We start from the raw sequence: 1,311 nt of genomic DNA on the forward strand, positions 1-1,311 counted from the left end.
TCCGCTGATCCTTGCATCACACCCGATCGGCCATGGCCCTTTCAGGACCGGACGATCACTGTCAACGGCCCCGGCTCGGCCACCACCGGCTCGCAGGCGTGTGACTGGAAGTCCTCCTGGGAGGTACCGGGACCGCTGCAAGCTCCGCGGCCAGGGGCGTGCGGGCGGCCATCAACCGCCCAGCCCACGCTGCGCACCGGCCGTTGTCGCTGTGTCCGTTAATGGTCACAGCAACGTCATGGATCAAGGACATCCCGTTCTCAGGAGTACGACGTGATGCATGGTCAGTGAACAAGCAGTTCACAGACGTCAGCTGCTCCGACTCTTTGAAGGACCCGTCCTCATGGCCTCCCTGCGTACCCGTTCCGTTCTGCTCGCCGCCGCTTTCGTCGCCGGGACCGCGCTGCTGACGGCCTGCCAGAGCGACACCACCGGCGCAGCCTCGTCGGCCGCCACGGCCACCGCTTCTTCGACGAAGGCGGCTGACGAGGGTAAGGACGCAACGGCTTCGGACACCAGCACCGCCGCGCCTTCCTCCTCCGGTGGCGATTCCGGCAACTCCGGCTCGAAGGCGCCCGCCGCAAAGAACGGCTCCAGTGGTACCGGTAAGAGCGGCTCGGGATCCGCCCCCGAGAGCGCCGGCGACGGGGACAACCAGGGCAAGGTGGGCAAGGGCGTGAGCGGCACATGGTTCGGGAATGTGTCGTACCTGGCGCCCGGCAAGTACACGGTGTCCGGCCAGAAGGGCGAGGAGCAGGCATTCTTCACGGCCGATGACACGGAGATCTGGGGCGCGGGTGACATCTGCGGCGACGAGAACGACCAGTCCGCCACCAAGTGCACCGAGCAAGAGCTGCAGGCTGCTGCGCAGAAGGGCGTCTCCGCCGAGGTGAAGATCAGCAACGGCATCGCCACCCGCATCACCGAAGACCACTGACCCTTCAGCTACAGCCGGGACCCGGACCTGCGGGACTTCTGCCACCGTCAGCGCCTGCCCCACGTGCTCGGCGTCGCGGTGGGCCTGCCCCTGGACGGACCGCCCGGAAAGCCCGAACGCGACCAGGCCCGCATGTGGCGGCCTGGATGAATGAGGTTCCCCCGAGATGCGGAAGATGGTGACAGCGGATCAGATAGTTCTCATGAGAGGAACATCGACCATGGCCGTGCGATCTCTCGGTTTCGGGACAGTGGTAGTGAGAGACAGCGGGCCTTTTGGGCAAGGCCGTGAAGTTACGGGCTGATCGTTGGTTGCAAGATGTCAATCCTGAGGGTGGCTTTGTAGGTACGCCGGTCGACTTTGAGGCTTTTGTA

At 65.2% G+C, this 1,311-nt stretch carries 1 protein-coding gene; it reads left to right on the plus strand.

Annotated features, from left to right (window positions below; all coding sequences use genetic code 11):
• Nucleotides 1-343: 343 nt before the first annotated feature.
• Nucleotides 344-937 carry a hypothetical protein gene (locus ACWD6R_RS40585; RefSeq protein WP_451823346.1) on the plus strand — a complete coding sequence of 198 codons (594 nt, stop codon included), beginning with the start codon at nt 344-346 and terminating at the stop codon, nt 935-937.
• Nucleotides 938-1,311 lie beyond the last annotated feature (374 nt).

The organism is Streptomyces sp. NPDC005151, from assembly GCF_053599875.1.